12 protein-coding genes are annotated in these 19,185 nt (G+C 40.0%); 10 read left to right on the top strand and 2 right to left on the bottom strand.

What is annotated here, in order from left to right; genetic code table 11:
• Positions 1-128 precede the first annotated feature (128 nt).
• From H8744_RS16180 to H8744_RS16135, 10 genes are all read left to right on the top strand, one after another.
• Positions 129-3,395, top strand: coding sequence for a SusC/RagA family TonB-linked outer membrane protein (locus H8744_RS16180; RefSeq protein WP_262435836.1), 3,267 nt, complete (start codon positions 129-131; stop codon positions 3,393-3,395).
• Positions 3,396-3,418: 23 nt separating this feature from the next.
• Positions 3,419-4,747: a RagB/SusD family nutrient uptake outer membrane protein gene (locus H8744_RS16175; RefSeq protein ID WP_262435835.1), complete on the top strand. Its 1,329-nt coding sequence runs from the start codon at positions 3,419-3,421 to the stop codon at positions 4,745-4,747.
• Between the two features lie 264 nt (positions 4,748-5,011).
• Positions 5,012-5,980 carry an alpha/beta hydrolase family protein gene (locus H8744_RS16170; protein WP_262435834.1) on the top strand — a complete coding sequence of 323 codons (969 nt, stop codon included), beginning with the start codon at positions 5,012-5,014 and terminating at the stop codon, positions 5,978-5,980.
• Between the two features lie 10 nt (positions 5,981-5,990).
• Positions 5,991-6,278: a DUF2089 family protein gene (locus tag H8744_RS16165; protein WP_262435833.1), complete on the top strand. Its 288-nt coding sequence runs from the start codon at positions 5,991-5,993 to the stop codon at positions 6,276-6,278.
• Positions 6,275-6,862 (top strand): YIP1 family protein, encoded by a 588-nt coding sequence (locus H8744_RS16160; protein ID WP_262435832.1) that lies wholly within the window; start codon positions 6,275-6,277, stop codon positions 6,860-6,862. The genes H8744_RS16165 and H8744_RS16160 overlap by 4 nt, the downstream gene beginning before the upstream one ends.
• Positions 6,863-7,188: 326 nt before the next feature.
• Positions 7,189-9,402: a S8 family peptidase gene (locus H8744_RS16155; protein WP_262435831.1), complete on the top strand. Its 2,214-nt coding sequence runs from the start codon at positions 7,189-7,191 to the stop codon at positions 9,400-9,402.
• 85 nt (positions 9,403-9,487) lie between these two features.
• Positions 9,488-11,701 carry a S8 family peptidase gene (locus H8744_RS16150; protein ID WP_262435830.1) on the top strand — a complete coding sequence of 738 codons (2,214 nt, stop codon included), beginning with the start codon at positions 9,488-9,490 and terminating at the stop codon, positions 11,699-11,701.
• 86 nt (positions 11,702-11,787) lie between these two features.
• Positions 11,788-13,989, top strand: a complete 2,202-nt coding sequence (locus H8744_RS16145; protein WP_262435829.1) for a S8 family peptidase — start codon at positions 11,788-11,790, stop codon at positions 13,987-13,989.
• 435 nt (positions 13,990-14,424) lie between these two features.
• Positions 14,425-15,207 carry a HipA family kinase gene (locus tag H8744_RS16140; RefSeq protein WP_369411077.1) on the top strand — a complete coding sequence of 261 codons (783 nt, stop codon included), beginning with the start codon at positions 14,425-14,427 and terminating at the stop codon, positions 15,205-15,207.
• Entirely contained in the window at positions 15,185-15,571 is a 387-nt protein-coding gene (locus H8744_RS16135; RefSeq protein WP_262435827.1) for a DUF3037 domain-containing protein, read from the top strand. The genes H8744_RS16140 and H8744_RS16135 overlap by 23 nt, the downstream gene beginning before the upstream one ends.
• A gap of 230 nt (positions 15,572-15,801) precedes the next feature.
• On the opposite strand, the gene H8744_RS16130 is transcribed toward H8744_RS16135, so the two are convergent.
• Positions 15,802-17,463: a long-chain fatty acid--CoA ligase gene (locus H8744_RS16130; RefSeq protein ID WP_262435826.1), complete on the bottom strand. Its 1,662-nt coding sequence runs from the start codon at positions 17,461-17,463 to the stop codon at positions 15,802-15,804.
• A gap of 231 nt (positions 17,464-17,694) precedes the next feature.
• Positions 17,695-19,146: a potassium/proton antiporter gene (locus H8744_RS16125; RefSeq protein ID WP_262435825.1), complete on the bottom strand. Its 1,452-nt coding sequence runs from the start codon at positions 19,144-19,146 to the stop codon at positions 17,695-17,697.
• Between the last annotated feature and the right edge of the window lie 39 nt (positions 19,147-19,185).

Here is a 19,185-nt window from a genome sequence, read left to right as displayed (position 1 = left end):
ATCTTTTTAGACACGAGTCACGCAGATTACACGGCTTTGACAGATCGAGAAGCCGTGCGATCGGTGATATCTGTGTCTAAAGAAGAATTATAATAATGTATCACTATTAATTTTATATGTTGTAACGAATGAAAAGACATTTATTTATGGTAATCCTTTTCCTCGTGGGAATGCTCTCTACCGTATTTGCCGCTAACCGGCAAGTGCAGGGGGTAGTTATCTCTTCCGAGGATGATCAGCCTCTTATCGGAGCTTCTGTCTACGTGACGGCTGATGACCTGAAGAAAGCCGGAAATTCTCAGACGACGATTGGCGTCATCACTGATATTGACGGTAAGTTCTCCATCTCCATTCCCGATGGCATTACACGCTTTTACTGTAGTTATGTCGGTTTTGATGCACTTGAAGTAAAGCTCGTACCGGGCAAAAATCAATATGAAATCACTCTTAATCCTTCTGCACACATGCTCGATGCGGTAGTGGTGACGGGATATCAGACGGTTGAGCGCCGTAAACTGACAGCGGCTGTGTCGAAGATTGATATATCCGATCAGATGGTAGGTGCGGCTAAAAGTATCGATCAGGCTTTGGCCGGGCAAATAGCGGGGCTTTCGGTAAGCAACGTTAATGGTACTCCGGGCGCGCCTGCGAAGATTCGTATTCGTGGTACAGCCTCTTTGAACGGTACTCAAGACCCGTTGTGGGTTTTGGATGGCATACCTTTGGAAGGTACGAATATTCCGAATATGGACGTATTGAAAGATGTCGATAATATCGGACAGACTGCGATTGCCGGCCTAAACCCTTCTGATATAGACAATATTACTGTTTTGAAGGATGCGGCTGCAACGGCAATATACGGTGCCCGTGCTGCAAATGGTGTGATCGTGATCACTACCAAAAAAGGAAAAATGGGTAAGCCTGTAGTTAATTTTTCTACTAAGCTGACCTATTCTCCTAAGTTGAACATGGATCGTCTGAATCTTTTGAACTCGGAGGAAAAAGTCGGATTGGAACTTGACTTGTTGCAATCTGGTTATCCTTACAGAGAAGAAAAGGGTGAAGTCTATCGTATTATTTCCGGTTTGGGAGAGCTGAGTCAGTTTAAAGACGGAGGATGGAACGCTTTGTCGTCAGATGCCCAAAGTGCTATCAACCGCCTGAAGGCGACTCATACGGATTGGAGTGATATTCTGTTCCGTGATGCTTTTACGCAAGAATATAACCTGTCACTCTCCGGTGGTGGTGAAAAGGCTACTTATTATACTTCATTAGGATATATGAAAGAGAATGGTAACATACCTTCTGTGTCTTCGGAACGTTTGAATATGGTGATGAAAACCAGTTTCCAAGTCAATAAAATGCTGAAAGTAGGTGCATCGCTGTTTGCCAACCGTCGTAAGAATTCCAGTTATCTGCCGGATACGGATGGTTTGACCAATCCTATGTTTTATTCGCGCTTGGCCAATCCATATTTCACTCCATACGATTCGAACGGGAAATATAATTATGACCTCGATATCGAAAATGACGTGGACATGGATTTCGGTTTCAATCCTTTCGAAGAACGGAATAACACCACCAATCAGACAACCATTAATGGTTTGTCTTCCATCATCGATGCAGAACTCCGTTTCGATGATCGTTTTAAAATCACCACCCAACTCGGACTGCAACTCGATAAAACGTCTATCGAAAAAATAGCCGATGGAGAATCCTATGTAATGCGTTTGGAGAAAAAGAATAATCGGCACAATGGGGTAACTTATCTGCCGGAGGGAGGATTTCATAAAGCAAATGAGAACTCTAACTCTCAGATCACCTGGAAAGCAATGGGAGAATATCGCGATACGTATAATGACATCCATGAATTTGAGGTGATGGCAGGTACGGAGATTCGTAAGACGTGGTATGAAACATTATACAGTGCAGGTTATGGTTTCGACCGGAAGACATTGACTACGAAACCCATCATTTTCCCTGAGGAGAGCAGGGCCTTCGATTTACATAAAAAGACGAATCAGGAGAATGCTTATGTCTCAGCTTTCTCTACACTTTCATATTCACTCTTAAATCGTTATACGCTGGGAGGAAGTATTCGTTTTGACGGTTCCGACCTATTCGGAGTGGATAAGAAATACCGTTATTTGCCTCTCTACTCTGTCAGCGGATTGTGGCGGATTTCTCAGGAACCTTTTATGAAGAAAGTCAAATGGGTGGATAATTTGGTACTTCGTGCTTCCTATGGTTTGCAGGGAAATATCGATAAGAACACTTCACCTTACTTGCTGGGTACATACCGTATTGAGAATATTCTGCCCGGTGGTTCGGAAGATATGATTGATGTCTCCGGGGCTCCGAATGATAAATTGCGTTGGGAGAAGACTCATTCTGTCAATGCCGGATTCGATCTTGCTATTTTAAATCAGGCGATAAACCTGAGTGTGGACTATTATTATCGGAAAGGAGTAGATTTGATTGGCATGCAGATGTTGCCATTGGAAACAGGATTTGAAATGATGACAATCAACTGGGCAAGTATGCGGAATCAGGGTGTGGAAGTAGGATTGAGTACGCGTAATGTTCATACGAAGCACTTTATGTGGACTACCAATTTCAATTTTGCCTACAACGCCAATACTGTATTGAAGGAGGCGCTTCGTGAAGATGCTCTTTATCCCGGACGCGAAGGGCGACCGGTAGGGGCTTTGTTCGCTTTGAAAACAGCAGGATTGGACGAACAGGGATATCCTATGTTTTATAATAAAGAAGGAGAAGCCGTTTCCGGTATGGAATTCTTTAAATTGCAAGAGTGGGGTTTCGGTGCAACCGACCTGACCGCAAAGGAACGTCGTGATTTATATACTTATGTAGGAACAACAGATTGTCCTTACACCGGTGGTTTTAATAATACCTTTACTTACAAGGCTTTTGAGTTGGGAATCAACTTTAGCTTCGATTTTGGTGGAAAGGTACGTACACAACCAACCTATTCTATTGTGGATTTTGATAAAGGACGAAATACGAATCGTGACATTCTGAACCGCTGGACACCGGATAATACTAATACTAATCTGCCGGCACTTTTGAGCCAGAATGAGCGATTGGATGAATACATGTGGTATTCTAACCAGTCGGAGATTTATCGATATATGGATATTTGGATCAAGGATCTTAATTATGTCCGTTTGCAAAACCTCCGTTTGGGATATACGTTACCTACCGGTTTCAGCCGTAAATTGGGCATGTCCACTGCTACTATTGCTGTTGAAGGACGTAACTTGTTTGTCTTTGGCTCTAGTTATAAGAATTATCTGGATCCCGAAACGATGGGGAATCCTTATGCAACTCCGGCTCCGAAATCTGTTACTTTGAGCCTGAACTTGAATTTTTAATGAATTAATGTATGATAGAATCGATGAAAAAAATATATGTCATGTTATTGCTAGGCAGTGTATTCTTGCTGACTGCCTGCGATATGTTGGATATTAAGCCTACAGGAAAAGTAATTCCTACTACGCTGGCAGAGTATAGAGCTTTGATGGCTTCGGCTTATAAATATGTACCTGATACCCGGGGAGTGGTTAGTTTTCGTTCGGATGAAATGTTTGTAAAAGATGACAGTTGGGAACTCGACCGCTATGGGAAGATAGAACGTTGGGATGATTTTAGTGCGCCCGGGCAAACCGTTGCATTTGAATGGAAGAATTTTTATTCGACAATATTCAATGCTAATTATACGATAGAACACCGGCATGATATTACTGAGGGTAGTGAAGAAGAGGTGAACCAGTTGATTGGTGAATGCTATTTGCTCCGTGCCTACATGCATTTCCTGTTGGTAAATCTATATGGACAACCCTACACTCGGCCGGGAGCTTTGGATACCAAAGCGGTGCCTTTGAAACTGGACAGTGATATCAATGAATTGCTGAAGCGCAGCACAGTCGCTCAGATCTATGAGTCTGTCATTGCAGATATCGATGAAGCAGAAAAGCTGATCAATAAGGAGTCGTGGGAGGAGAACTTCAAATACCGTTTTACAACTTTGTCTGTTTTGTCCATGCGCTCTCGTGTACTCTTGTATATGGGGCAATGGAAAGAAGCCTACGATGCGGCCGAAGTCGTACTAGCCCAAAAGAATACTTTAGAAGACTTCAATGCGGAAAGTTATAAATTGCCTAATCATTATCAATCCGTTGAGAACATTACTGCGTTAGAACGTGGGATGAATTCCAATTACAATCAGGCAGGTGTGGCATCCGAGGTTCTTCTCTCGTCTTATGCTGAAGGTGATTTGCGTCGTGATGCTTATTTCAAGGAACCCGACAAGAATGGATATCGCTTTAGCCAAAAAGGTGGTAAAGATGAATTCCGTTGTTCGTTTCGCGTTGGAGAGATGTACTTGAATGCAGCCGAAGCGGCAGCTCAATCGGATAAATTGCCACAAGCTCGTACTCGTCTGTTAGAGTTAATGCAAAAACGTTACACACCGGAAGTATATGTAACTAAAGCGACAGAAGTCAATGCTATGAACAAAGAAGCATTGATACAGGAAATCCTGAATGAACGTACACGTGAACTAGCTTTCGAAGGGCATCGTTGGTTCGACCTTCGTCGTACTACTCGTCCGCGTATTGAAAAAGTCCTGAAAGGAGAGACTTATATACTTGAACAAGATGATGCACGTTATACGCTCCAAATTCCGAGAGATGCTGTTGCTGCCAATCCGGAATTAGCGAATTAATAGATCATAGTACCTGAGAACCATACGGGTCATTCAAACGATAATAAAGTAACTGTTTATGTCGTTTGTATGACCCGTATTTCGTTAGGAAAGCTTTGTACTGGTTAATTGAGGTGGCCATTGTAACTGGATATTAAGTAGGAAACAGGAAATGTTTTGAATAAAATTAAACCAAGTATTAATTATATTCAGTATATTGTTTGTTTTGTTTAATATAATCTTTATATTTGCAAATAAAATAATAAACCTTTAAATACGAATGTTATGAAACGTATCAGTTTTGCTTTAATCACTTTGTTCTCTTTTTATTCGCTTATTTGCCATGCGCAGATGGCTTTACCAAATGAAGAGGATGTAACCCTTACTACGAAAGAAGGATCTATTAATGGAAAGTTGCTTATCCCCAATAGTGAAAAGTCGTGTCCGGTAGTGATATTAATTGCCGGTTCGGGGCCGACTGATATGGACGGAAACTCACCGGTTATTAAAGGGAAAAATAACTCTTTGAAATATTTGGCAGAAGGATTGGCAGGGTACGGTATTGCTTCGTTACGTTTTGATAAACGTGGAATAGCAAGCAGTGCGGCAGCGGGTAAGGAAGAATCCAAATTAGTTTTTGAGGATTATGTCAACGATGTGATAGCTTGGATTGATTACCTTGCTCGAGATCAGCGTTTTTCAGGCATCTCGGTGGCAGGACATAGCGAAGGATCTCTGATCGGTATGCTGGCTTGTCAAAGTCGTCCTAAGGTGAAAGGGTTTGTTTCATTGGCAGGAGCCGGTCGTCCGGCCTATGAAATTTTGGAAGAACAGGTCTCTTCACAGCCGGATATGATAAAGAAGGAGGTCGCTTCTATCAATGCATCGCTTAGAGCAGGTAGACAAGTGGGTGATATATCGGCATATATGCAGGCGTTGTTTCGTCCTTCCGTTCAGCCTTACTTGATTTCCTGGTATAAATATAATCCGCAAGAGGTGATTGCTTCTCTGAAAATGCCTGTGCTTATTATCCAGGGGGAAAAAGATATTCAAGTATCCGTAAATGATGCCGAATTGCTGAAAAAAGCAAGGCCGGATGCAGAGTTACTCTTGATCAACACAATGAACCATGTTTTAAAAGATTGTGATACGATGGATATGCAGAAGCAGATGGTTACATATGGCGATCCTGCATTGCCGGTGAATGCAAAATTGATGTCTACTTTAACAACCTTCGTGAAGGGCCACCGTTAATAGAATAATTATGGCGAATGAAATAAAAAAACGTTTACCTTTACAATGTCCCGCTTGCGAATCTCTATTGAGGGTGAGCCGCTTGTTTTGTGGACAATGCGGGACGGAAGTATGTGGTAGTTTTGAATTACCTCTGCTTGCCCGTTTGTCGGAAAAAGAACAGCAGTTTATTATTGACTTTGTTAAGTCGAGTGGGAGTTTGAAGGATATGGCTAAAAACATAGGAGTCAGTTATCCCACCATGCGCAATATGCTTGACGATTTAATTGAAAAACTTATAAAGATAGAGAAACAATGAAGAAACAAACTTTAAATGTAATACTTAATCCGTTTATACGTATTGCCGGAATGAAAGCACTGACATGGGGAGCATTAGGTTTGATGGCATCCACGTTGTTGAGTTGGGCATCTGGTTACCATTATCATGGATTACTTCATTTCGGCCCTGCACCCAATCCGGCTTGGTGGTGCTATCTTACAGAACATCTGATTGTATGGTTGGTCCCATCGATGTTGTTTTATTTGGGTGGAATAATCTTCTCTCATTCTAAAATCCGCTTGGTGGATGTGTTGGGGACTGTCCTTTTTGCACAGATACCGATGATTGTTATGAATCTTATATATTGTTTGCCTCCTATGCGGGTGTTGGAGCAAATTACACCGGAAACTGCTCCTGCGCAACTTCTTTCGACTCCTGATTTTCATATTGCAATTCTGTTGTCAATGGTCTGTTTGCCTTTTCTGATAATTACTCTTATCTGGATGGTTCTGGCATTGAAAGTATCCTGTAATTTGAAAAAGGCAGGTTTGTGGATTGTTGGTTTTGTAGGTATCATTGGTGGCGATATCATTTGCAGGTGGCTGATAGGACAGCTTTATTAATTACAAATTTCAATATCCGTCATAACATGATGGCAAAGGGATGAGAGTGAAGTTCAGGAATTATATTCCCTTTCAAGGCATATGTGAATATGCCTTTTTTTGTGGTTAACCGATCGTATATTTGCTCTCTGCCTCTTACAAATCTCAAGTTCCTGCATTTTTCGGTAAATCTCTCTGATATTTAACAAAATAACGATGCTTGTTGAATAAAAATACATATCTTTGTGCAGATAACATCTCACTTTAGATTATGTCTTTCTTCTTTAGTTTATAACCTGGAATCACATACATGTAAAGGCTGCCTCCTAATATTTAAAATCTATATTATGAAAAGTGTATGGCTCCTTATTTTATTTATCACATTTAGTATTGTTGGATACTCTCAGTCTAAAATGTCCACAAACACCTCCTTGTTGTTAATGTCATTGAAGCACGATACGCTGTCGGAAAATTATTCGAAGAGGATCGATAAACGTTTTGCTGTTCGTATGCTGGGAAATGAAAGATATGTCAATGCTTTTATTCATTTATCGGATGCAGATAAAGCTTATCCTGCGTTAGAGGAACTTGGAGTGAAAGTGAATTCTAAGTTTACGGGTGTAATCACAGCGAGTGTTCCGGTCAATGAAATTGAAAGTATTGCTGCCCTCGATTATGTTACTTATATAGAAGTCGGAACTCCTGTACATGACTTAATGGACAATGCCCGTGTTGCTATTCAGGCGGACGATGTAAGACAGGGGATAGATTTACCTCACCCGTTTCTTGGGACAGGAGTGATTGTGGGAGTGGTCGATATGGGCCTTGAATACGGGAATCCTAATTTCTATAATTATGATAAAACTGAATTGAGAGTTAAAAGGGTATGGGACCAGCAGAATTCCACAGGAACTTCTCCGGAAGGTTTTCATTATGGCACGGAATTTACTACCGAAGATGATATCCTCAATGCTGAATATGATACGGATTCCGAATGCCATGGTACGCATGTTGCTGGAATTGCTGCAGGTGCAGATACGATTGATAATGTATTTTATGGAATAGCTGGTGATGCGGATTTGGCTTTTGTGGGTTATAATGGAGAATTTGATGGATGGGATAATATAAGTATTTGTGATGGAATCAAATATATCTTTGATTATGCTACTTCGGTAAATAAACCTTGCGTTGTAAATCTAAGTTTAGGAGCATGGTTTGGACCTCGTGATGGAACCTCAACTTTTGACAAACTTACTGATAGCATGCAGGGGGAAGGTCGGATAGTTGTTGCTGCTGCAAGTAATGAAGGCGATTTACCGAACCATATATCTAAGACTTTTTCTTCTGAATCGAATGATTCATTGAGTTCTTTCACGAAATTTTCGATTGCTACGGAAGGTTTTGTCGAAATTTGGGGCGAAAGAGGAATGAAATATACTATCCAATTATTCTCATACAATATTGTTGATAAAAAGGTTCGAACCTATTTTGATAGAATAGATGCGTCTTTGGAAGCAGGGAATGAAAAGATTTATTCGTTTACGGATAGATATAAAGAAGGATTTGAAGGTGAAGTGTCCATCGTTTCCGAAATAAGTCCGCTGAATGGTAAGCCGCATGTAACTATTTCGCAAAACTTTCATCTATTGATAGGAGGGAATTATATTGGATTTACCATTCGCCCCATTACCTCGGGAACTGTACATGCTTGGGTTGATGACGAGAATGGTATGACTTTTACAAATCTTGGTATCAATGGATATACGAGTGGAGATGGAAAAAACTCTATTACTGAGATTGGCAGTGGGAAAAGGATTGTGACTGTTGGGGCTTATGTCACTAGGAATAGTTATACCGATATGAAGGGTAAGAATCATAATTCAGGGGAAATAAAAGGGGATATTGCTTCTTTTTCTTCATTAGGTCCAACTCCGGATGGTAGAATAAAACCAGAAGTGACTGCACCCGGTTCAATGGTTGTTTCTTCTATTTCAAGTTATTACGATCATTTAAGGTCTGAAACTATTTTGTATAAGAAAGAATGGAACGGTCGAGAGTGTTACTATGCAGCGAAACAGGGCACTTCCATGGCTACTCCTTGTGTAGCGGGTGCTGTGGCTACTTGGCTACAGGCAAATAATAATCTGACTCCGGAAGACGTCAAAAGTATCTTGAAAAAGACTTCGATTCAAGATTCTTTTACCGGCCGGTTGCCGGAGGACGGAAGCAACACGTGGGGATATGGCAAGCTCAATGCCTGGGAAGGTGTCAAGGAATGTTTGAAAATGAATCCTGAAGGAATAGAGTCCGAAACAGTAAAACCTGTGATTATCCTATCCAATGATAGTAATGGTTTTAATCTGCTGTTTACTCAGCCGTCTGATCATACTAAGATATCCGTTTTCGATATAAATGGGAGACAAATCAATGACAGGCAAATCAATGGCGTTGGTTCAGGGGAGGAAATTCCAATTCGGCTGGAAGGGGTATCATCCGGACTTTATATTGTAAAAGTTATAAGCGGATACTATTCATTCGTATCAAAAGTGATATTGAAATAGTTTTTTCCAGGCAAAAAACTAAGCATTTATATAATTCTATAAGAGTATTTTCTAAGCTTTGTATAGCTATTTAAGAATCAATATTATGAAAAACAGTCTTTTATTCTTTTTATTAGGTATTTCATTGAGCCTTGTTGGATATTCTCAGTCTAAAATGTCCACAAACACTTCCTTGCTGTTAATGTCATTGAAGCATGATACTCTATCAATTGAGAATTCGAAGAAAATCGATAAGCGTTTTGCCGTTCATAAACTCGGAAATGAAAGATATGTCAATGCATTTATTCATTTATCGGATGCAGGTCAAGCTTATTCCGCATTAGAGGAACTTGGAGTGAAAGTGAATTCTAAGTTCACGGGTGTAATTACAGCGAGTGTTCCGGTCAATGAAATTGAAAGCATTGCCGCCCTCGATTGTGTTACTTATATTGAAATCGGAACTCCTGTGTCTGGTTTAATGGACAATGCCCGTGCTGCTATGCAGGCGGATGATGTAAGACTAGGAGTGGATTTACCTCATTCATTCCTTGGGACGGGAGTGATTGTAGGAGTGGTCGATTTGGGTATTGAATATGGTCATGTTAATTTTTGGAATTATGATCGTACCGAATTGAGGGTAAAAAGGGTCTGGAATCAATTTGATTCTACTGGAATTCCTCCGAAAGGTCTTCATTATGGCACGGAACTTACAAGTGGAGATGAAATTCTCAATGCTAAATATGATACGGATAGTAGTCTGCATGGTACGCATGTCGCGGGGATTGCTGCCGGTGCAGACACGATTAATAATAAATATTATGGAATAGCTGGTGATGCGGATTTGGCTTTTGTGAGTTATAATGGCGAACTTGATGGATGGGATAATATAAACATTTGTGACGGGATAAAATATCTCTTTGATTATGCTGATTCTGCTAACAAGCCTTGTGTCGTTAATTTGAGCTTGGGATGTAGTTTGGGATCTCATGATGGGACTTCTACTTTTAGCAGAATCACCGACAGTATGGTAGGTAAAGGTAGAATAGTGGTTGCGGCAGCAGGAAACTCAACCGGACAGAAAGAGCATATCTCTAAGACATTTACACCCGAAATAGAAGATTCATTAAGTACTTTCTTAAAGTTTCGGATGCATCATGAAACGCAAGTAGATATATGGGGGGATAAAGGGATGAGATATACCATTAGGCTTTTTATTTATGATGATAATAAAAGGAAAATAACAAAGTATTTTGATATATTGGACGCATCTTCTGAAACCGGTAATGAGAGGGTTTATACGTTTAGTGACAGTGATAAAGAAGGGCTTGAAGGGCAAATATCTATCGTATCAGAATTAAATCCGATTAACGGTAAACCTCATGTGCTTATTTCAACAGATCTTCCGGTTATCAAGAATTATATTGGATTCACTATTCGTCCTGTTACGGCAGGAAAAATAGATGTTTGGGCGGAATCTACAAAAGCATCTCTAACAAATTTTGACCGTGTGGGCTATATGGAAGGTGGTGATCAGGGTACGGTTTCTGACTTAGTATGTGGAGATAGGGTGATCGCTGTCGGAGCCTATGTCACTAAAAATAATTATGTCGATTGTGATGGGAGAAAATATAAAAGTAATCAAACAATTGATGGAATCGCCTCTTTTTCTTCTTTAGGCCCGACTTCCGATGGACGAATAAAGCCGGACGTAACGGCTCCCGGAACAACTGTAATTTCTTCTGTTTCGAGCTATTTTGAATACATTCCGTATGATTTAGTACCAATAATTAATAAAACAAACTGGAATGACCAGCCTTATTATTATTCTGCGAAACAGGGCACTTCTATGGCTTCCCCTTGTGTGGCGGGAGTTGTGGCTACTTGGCTACAGGCAAATAATAATCTGACTCCGGAAGACGTTAAAAGTATTTTGAAAAAGACTTCGATTCAAGATTCTTTTACCGGCCGGTTGCCGGAGGACGGAAGCAACACGTGGGGATATGGCAAGCTCAATGCCTGGGAAGGTGTCAAGGAATGTTTGAAAATGAATCCTGAAGGAATAGAGTCCGAAACAGTAAAACCTGTGATTATCCTATCCAATGATAGTAATGGTTTTAATCTGCTGTTTACTCAGTCGTCCGACCATACTAAGATATCCGTTTTCGATATAAATGGGAGACAAATCTATGACAGGCAAATCAATGGCGTTGGCTCGGGGGAGGAAATTCCAATTCGGTTAGAAGGGGTATCGTCCGGACTTTATATTGTAAAAGTTCAAAGTCGGCAAAGCTCACTCGTATTGAAAATGATATTGAAATAATGCCTATAGAATATTGGTGAATTGTATATTGATTCCGAATGAGGCAGTGTTTTTTAAGTAACAATAAAATCTAAAGAGTGAGTATTATGAGGACGTTATTTTTGTTTTTACTATGTATTATATTTAGTATTGTAGGGTATTCTCAGTCTAAAATGTCGACAAATACTTCTTTGTTGCTAATGTCATTGAAGCATGATACTCTATCAATTGAGAATTCGAAGAAAATCGATAAGCGTTTTGCCGTTCGTAAGCTCGGAAATGCAAGATATGTCAATGCATTCATTCATTTATCAGAGACAGATGCTATTTTTAATGCACTAAGAGAACTGGAAGTAAAGGTTAATTCGAGATTCTCGGGTCTAATCACTGCATGTGTTCCTATTAATAAAATAGAAGCGATTGCTATGCTTGATGATGTGAAGTATGTTGAAACCGGAACTCCTGTAACTATAATGATGGATAATGCTCGCACTGACATGAAAATTGATGAATTACATTCAGGTGTAGATTTACCCCATCCTTTTCTTGGAACTGGAGTTATTGTAGGAGTAGTTGACTTAGGTATTGAATATGGACATGTTAATTTCTGGAATTATGATCAATCGGAATTAAGAGTGAAAAGAGTATGGAATCATTACGACACTACAGGTACCCCTCCACAAGGATTTAATTATGGTACGGAACTTACAACAAAAGATGAAATTCTCAATGCCAAATATGATACTGACATAAATTTGCATGGCACCCATGTAGCTGGAATTGCTGCCGGTGCAGATACTATTAGTAATAAATTCTATGGAGTAGCCGGAGATGCGGACCTTGTTTTTGTGGGTTATGATATACAACGCGATGGTATGGATAACGTTGGTATCTGTGATGGCATGAAATATATATTTGATTATGCAGCTTCTGTCGATAAACCATGTGTCATCAATTTAAGCCTTGGATCTTATCTCGGTTCGCACGATGGAACATCTACATTTGATAAACTTACCGACAGCATGGTAGGTAAAGGCAAAATTGTGGTTGAAGCAGCAGGCAATGCGTCTGGAAAGCAAAGTCACATATCTAAAACTTTCACATCTGAACTTTCTGATTCATTGAGTTCATTTTTAGGTTGGAGAATATCGAATAGTAGAGAAGTTGATATTTGGGGAGATGAGGGGATGAAATTCACCATTCAATTATATGCATATAATAGTAGTGATAAGATTGTTAAAAAGACATTTGATGTAATCGATGCTTCTCTTGAGACGGGAAATGAAAAGATTTATAAATTAAATGGTTATAACGGGATTAAGGGAACACTTTCCGTTGTTTCGGAAATAAATCCTTTGAACGGTAAACCTCATGTCTTTATTTCACCCGATTTTAATCGTATAGTAGGATCTAATTATATTGGTTTTACGATTCGAGCATATAGTTTCGGTAGAGTAGATGCTTGGGCTAATGAAGATACATACTTTACTGATCTCAATGTCTCAGGTTATACGAAAGGTGATGAACAAGGGTCTATTTCTGATTTTGCATGTGGAAAAAGAAATATTTCGGTAGGAGCTTATGTCACAAAAAATAGTTATATAGATTGTGATGGTAAAGAGTACGATACAGAAAATTCGATGGGTGACATCGCTCCTTTTTCTTCTTTAGGACCTACTTCGGATGGCAGAATGAAACCGGACGTAACAGCTCCGGGAGCAGCGATCGTTTCATCTGTTTCTAGTTATTGCATTTTTCATGAATCCTATCCTGTTATTAACAAAAAGATATGGAATGACCAGATTTACTTTTATAATGTGATGGAAGGTACTTCTATGGCTTCCCCTTGTGTGGCGGGAGTTGTGGCTACTTGGTTACAGGCAAATAATAATCTGACTCCGGAAGACGTTAAAAGTATCTTGAAAAAGACTTCGATTCAAGATTCTTTTACCGGCCGGTTGCCGGAGGAAGGAAGCAACACGTGGGGATATGGCAAGCTCAATGCTTGGGAAGGTGTCAAGGAATGTTTGAAAATGAATCCTGAAGGAATAGAGTCCGAAACAGTAAAACCTGTGATTATCCTATCCAATGATAGTAATGGTTTTAATCTGCTGTTTACTCAGCCGTCTGATCATACTAAGATATCCGTTTTCGATATAAATGGGAGACAAATCTATGACAGGCAAATCAATGGCGTTGGTTCGGGGGAGGAAATTCCAATTCGGTTAGAAGGGGTATCATCGGGGCTTTATATTGTAAAAGTTCAAAGTCGGCAAAGCTCACTCGTATTAAAAATGATATTGAAATAATATTAGTGAACTTAAGCAATAAGTATTTTGATTTCAAAGGAGCATAAAAAAAGGGCTCCGCCGAGCCCAACCTTTGTTAACCTTAAAATCTAATACTATGAAAAACACGATGCAAATATACGGACTTCCGGAATATCTACAAATAAATCAAGAAAAAATATCTGTTTTATAACATATATTTAAATTTGCTATTCCCATATAAAGTTCTATTAAGAAATTTCCCGGCATGATCTATTTCATAAGATCCTTTCTGTTTGATGAAATAGTTAAGTACGAAGAAATACGCAAAGAATTTGCTTCTTCCTATTTAACCTTTGTTCTTTTATACTTATATTTGCATTTGAGTCTTTGAAACTTTATTTTGAAACAGTTTGTTAGTAAGCAAATGAAAGGTGGAAAAGAACTTCTGAAAATATGAATGTAATAAACAATCCAATAGAAATACGCGATGTGAACGTTACCCGTTACATTATGCCATTGCGTGAGGGTGGTTCACTGCCCGCACTGGCGGAAGCAGATGATGGTTTTAAATACGTTGTCAAATTTCGTGGTGCTGGACATGGTACGAAAGCGCTTATAGCCGAACTGATCGGAGGAGAAGTCGCACGTGTCTTGCGGTTACGTTTACCTGAACTTGTTTTTCTGAATCTGGATGAGGCATTCGGTCGTTCCGAAGGAGACGAAGAAATTCAAGATCTCTTGCAAGGTAGCCGGGGATTGAATTTAGGATTGCATTTTCTTTCCGGGGCACTTCCTTTTGATCCTGTAGTGACAAAAGTGGACGAAGAGCTTGCTTCCCGTATCGTATGGCTGGATGCTTTTTTGACGAATGTGGATCGTACGGCAAAGAATACGAATATGTTGATGTGGCATAAAGAACTTTGGTTGATAGATCATGGTGCTTCTCTTTTCTTTCATCATTCCTGGGTGAACTGGCGAAAACATGCTTTGAGCCCTTTTACTCAGATAAAGGATCATGCTCTGCTTTCCGAAGCGAGTAGGTTGGAAGAGGTTGACAAGGAATACAAAGAACTATTGACCGATGAAAAGTTGAGAGAGATCGTAAATTTGATACCGGATGACTGGTTGCATTGGAGAGATGCTGAGGAGACTCCTCAGGAAATACGGGATATTTATTTTCAGTTTTTAATAGAGAGGAAACGTAATTCCGAAATATTTGTAAAAGAAGCACAGGATGCCAGAAAAGCACTTATATGAATATGCAGTGATCCGTATAGTTCCAAAGGTGGAACGCGAGGAATTTATGAATGTAGGAGTCATCTTGTTTTCAAAACAGGCCGATTGCATTAAGATGCGTTATCAGATTGATGAAGGCAGGTTGAGGGTATTCGCACCGGAGATGGATATTGAATCTTTTCGTGAACATATGGAGGCCTTTGAAAAAGTCTGTTCTGGCTGTGAGGAAGGAGGAGCTATTGGGTCTCTTGATATTCCGGAGAGATTCAGATGGTTGACAGCATTGCGAAGTTCTTGTATACAGACTTCAAGGCCGCATGTGGGCTTGTCTGCCGATTTGGAGAAAACATTGGATGATTTGTTTGAAGAATTAGTATTGATTTAATCGAAGGGTCTGAATTATCTTTGCCTTTAATTATCAGTTATTTATCATCAATATAATTATATGTAAATGCCTGTCATGCCAGTTATTAATAACTATCATAATAAGTATTAATATCCAGCGTGTTGGATATTAATGGTCAGCGTGATGGGAATTAAAGGTTATCGCGCTGGATAATAATAGCCAGCAAATCAAGTATCAATACCCTATAAATAGAAAAAGAGGCAAAGAAATTATCCTTTTGCCTCTTGATACATAAATCTCTTGATACTTTTCTTGGCTGTCTTTTCGAACTCCTCAAAATGTATTTTTATTTTGGTGATCTGACTATAAGCTGGTAATTCCTGATTTAATTCAATACGATTTGCTTCCATTGCTTTTTCCACATCTGCTTGTTGCAGCCCATGTGCGAATGCGTCATCGAAATCGGGATAGATTAAAGCAACCAACTTATCATTTTGTAGTACGATAAGTGATTCTGAGACGTAAGGCATATTGTTCAGTTTACTCTCTATCTCTTCGGGATAGATGTTCTGTCCGCTTGAGTTCAATAAGAGATTTTTGCTGCGCCCTCGTACGGTGACATAGCCCTCTTCGTCCATGGTGGCGAGATCTCCTGTGTGAAGCCAGCCGTCCGCATCGATAATCTGTGCGGTTGCTTCGGGATTCTTGTAATAACCCAGCATAAGGTTGTCACCTTTACACACGATTTCACCGGCATGCGTGTTCGGGTCGGGAGAATCAATCTTTACCTTCATCCGTGTGGCGGCTTTACCACAAGAAGCCTTCTTCAGGTCTTGCCAACGGCTGGAACAGATGATCGGTCCGCATTCTGTCATGCCGTATGCTATCGTATATGGGAAACCGATCTTTTTGAGGAAATCTTCTATTTCTGCATTGAAAGGGGCTCCTCCGATAATAATATCGTTAAAGTTTCCTCCGAAAATTTCCATAGCCGTCTGTCTCGCCCTTGCTTTCAACTTATCATTAAGGATGGGTACGCGCAAAAGCAACTTGCCAATTTTATTATCCAGCTTGGGTAAAACATCTTTTTTGATAATCTTTTCCACGATCAAGGGGACACATGAGATCAATTTAGGTTTGATTTCTGCAAATGATTGTGCGATAATCTTGGGTGATGGCATACGAGTCAGGAAATAAAGATGCGCTCCAGCGGCAAATCCATAAAGAAAGTCGTACGTCATACCGAAAACATGTCCCAACGGGAGCATTGAAACAATGGTATCTCCTGGCTTCAGAGGACGCATTTCGTAACAATAAGTGATGTTTGACCATATACTGCGCGAAGGAAGCATTACACCCTTTGAATAACCGGTAGTGCCTGAAGTATAATTGATGATGACTAGCTCCTCAGGGGATGTTTTCCGGTAGGCAATATGTTCCGGTCGAAAGTTTTTTGGATATCGTTGGCCGTAAATCTCATTACGATGCTCAAAGGCATAAGTAAGTTGCTCGCTGCGTGAAACGAGTGCGGTGAAGTCTTTCAAAGAAGCTATGCCCATTAGCAAGGGCATGGCATCTTCATTTAGGTTTTCCCAGGCTTGATCGCCAACGAATAAAAGCTTGGCTTCGGAATGGTTGACAATGTTGTGTATGTTATCTGCTTTAAATTCATGAAGAATAGGAACTACTACAGCTCCATAAGTGACAGTGGCAAGAAAGGCGACTGCCCAATGCGCGCTATTACGGCCGCAGACTGCTATTTTATCTCCGGGCTGTATACCCGCACTTTCAAGTACAATATGAAATTTTGCTATCTTACGGGCTACATCTTTGTATTGCAATGTGATTCCTTTGTAGTCTGTCAAGGCGTTATAATCCCAGTTTTTTATAATACTTTGCTCAATATATTCGATGAACCCTTGTTGTTCCATTATGTAATTTGCACATTTAATTTAAAACTGCGCAAAATTAATATTTCATTAACGTAAACGAGATTCTCCGGAAAAGTTTTACGGTTAATTAACGGGGGAATTATTCGTGGGATTTATCGGGGATTGCAGTGGATTTCTATGTAAAGAAAATCCCATTATATATAAAGCTTCCTAACAATATATGTACTGGTATGTTACATATATTGTTAGGAAGCTTTACACATAATGAGCTTATTCTTTGTTACTCTTTTCAGAGATAAGAAGTAACTTGTCGTTTACATGCAATTTTAGACTTCCGTTAGGTATCAGGTATTCGTCACCGCGTTTCACGATCATCACAAGAGTACCTTTTGGCAGGTTCATTTCCTTTAGTGTATCGGCTCTTTCGATCATTTCCTGTGTTACGGTCACATCCTTCAGATCGGAATCTATTTCTTCAGGGAGTTCTACTCCAAAATCATTACCTGTTTTTTCGAGTGGGGTGGAAAGGTTAAGAAGGCGTGCCACATAAGATACAGTAGTTCCCTGCACGATCAATGAAACGATGGTGATGAAGAATACGATATTGAATATAGCATTCGAACCTTCCACATTAGCCACTACGGGATAGGTCGCGAAGATGATCGGAACAGCACCGCGGAGTCCCACCCAAGATACAAACAATCGAGACTTGAAAGTTATTTTCCGGAAGGGGAGCAAACAAAGGAATACACTGAGCGGACGTCCGATTACAATCATGAATACACCAATGAGTGTGGCTACACAAGCTACTTCGAGCATCTCATGCGGATTTACAAGCAAACCGAGCATTAGGAACATGATGATTTGGAACAGCCAGGTCAATCCATCCATGAATGTGGCGATCTCTTTGCGATACATGATTTTGTTATTGCCTACCATGATTCCGGCAATATATACAGCTAGATAACCATTGCCATGTAAACGGTCAGTGATGGCGAAAGTGAAGAATACGAATGATAATAACAGAATAGGGTAAAGCGATTGATTATCGACATTAATCTTATTGAGTATCAGTATGGCAAGTTTACCTAATATATATCCGGCAGCGGCACCTACCAAGAACTGTACGATAAATGAACCTAATATGGTTCCTGTTTCCATGCCGGAAGATTGGATGAATTGTATGAGAACAATAGTAAGCATGTATGCCATCGGATCATTACTACCGCTTTCCAGTTCGAGCATGGGGCGAAGGTTGTATTTCAGGTTCATTTTTTGTGACCGCAAGATGGCGAAGACCGAAGCCGAGTCGGTAGATGACATAGTGGAGGCAAGCAAGAGTGATACGGTTATTGGAAAGTAAACGTTTGTCCAACTCATCCCGGAAAGCCACCAGATGAATAATCCAGTGAACAATGCTGTCAATAATACGCCTACTGTCGATAATACTATTCCCGGTGTAAGAATAGGACGGATTTCGGTAAACTTCGTGTCCATTCCACCGGAGAAAAGGATAACGCTAAGTGCTACCATACCAATGAATTGTGCTGTTTTAGCACTGTGGAATTGGAATCCTAGACCATCGCTTCCGAAAATCATACCTACAACAAGAAATAATAATAAGGCAGGTACACCGAAGCGATAACCGGTTTTGCCGACAACGATACTGATAAAAAGTAAAATCGAACCTACAAGGAGGATGTTTTCTGCTGTGAATAACATGGGCTATAATTATATGGGTTATAAAAATGTCTTTATCGT

This window comes from Jilunia laotingensis (genome assembly GCF_014385165.1).
GTDB lineage: Bacteria > Bacteroidota > Bacteroidia > Bacteroidales > Bacteroidaceae > Bacteroides > Bacteroides laotingensis.
The sequence above is the reverse complement of the archived record's forward strand: the minus strand, read 5'-3'. Positions and strand labels throughout refer to the sequence as shown.